Origin of the sequence: Chryseobacterium gossypii, from assembly GCF_041361455.1 — a bacterium.
In the GTDB taxonomy this organism is placed as follows: Bacteria; Bacteroidota; Bacteroidia; order Flavobacteriales; family Weeksellaceae; genus Chryseobacterium; species Chryseobacterium gossypii.
Genome location: NZ_JBGCUR010000094.1, coordinates 1 through 546 on the forward strand (window position 1 = coordinate 1; position 546 = coordinate 546).

A 546-nucleotide genomic window follows, 5' to 3' on the forward strand; every position below is an offset into this window, starting at 1 on the left:
TCATATTTATTGTAGATGTAATAGGTATCTACATCTTTGGAATCTTCCTTCTTTCTTAATAAAACGGTCTGCCCTTTTTTATTTTTGAACGCAATGGTGACATTGCCGTCTTCGTCCGTCACAGTAGATTTGTACAGGGTATTGGCAGGGTATGTGCCGGAGAGGCTCAGGGTATTGATAGTCCTTCCTTCGGCCCAGCTGGTGGTCACCGTATATTTCTTTACTTCATTCAGCACATTGGAAGCATAAGAAAAATTGATAGGCTTTGTGTTCCATGCATTTCCCACCTGCTTCTGGCTCAAAGGCCTGCCCAGAGGTGAAGCTTCCGGAATATTCTCCGAATAGATTTTCTCAGCACCATAGGTAGCAGAAACATTGGCAAGGGGGTTGGTATAGATAGCCCCGTTAGATGATGCTGGTTGTGGTATGGGCAGGTAGCTCTTAAGTTTTCTTCCGTAAGCGTCATATTCTACCGGCACAACAACATCCTTACCTGATGGTGTGACCTTCACAGATACATTCTGTATCAGTCTTCCAAGGCCGTCA

At 44.5% G+C, this 546-nt stretch carries 1 protein-coding gene; it reads right to left on the reverse strand.

All coding sequences use genetic code 11. The features are described from left to right. A partial coding sequence (locus ABMQ40_RS16705) for a DUF6443 domain-containing protein (protein WP_370901651.1) occupies positions 1 to 546 on the reverse strand: 546 nt, incomplete at both ends.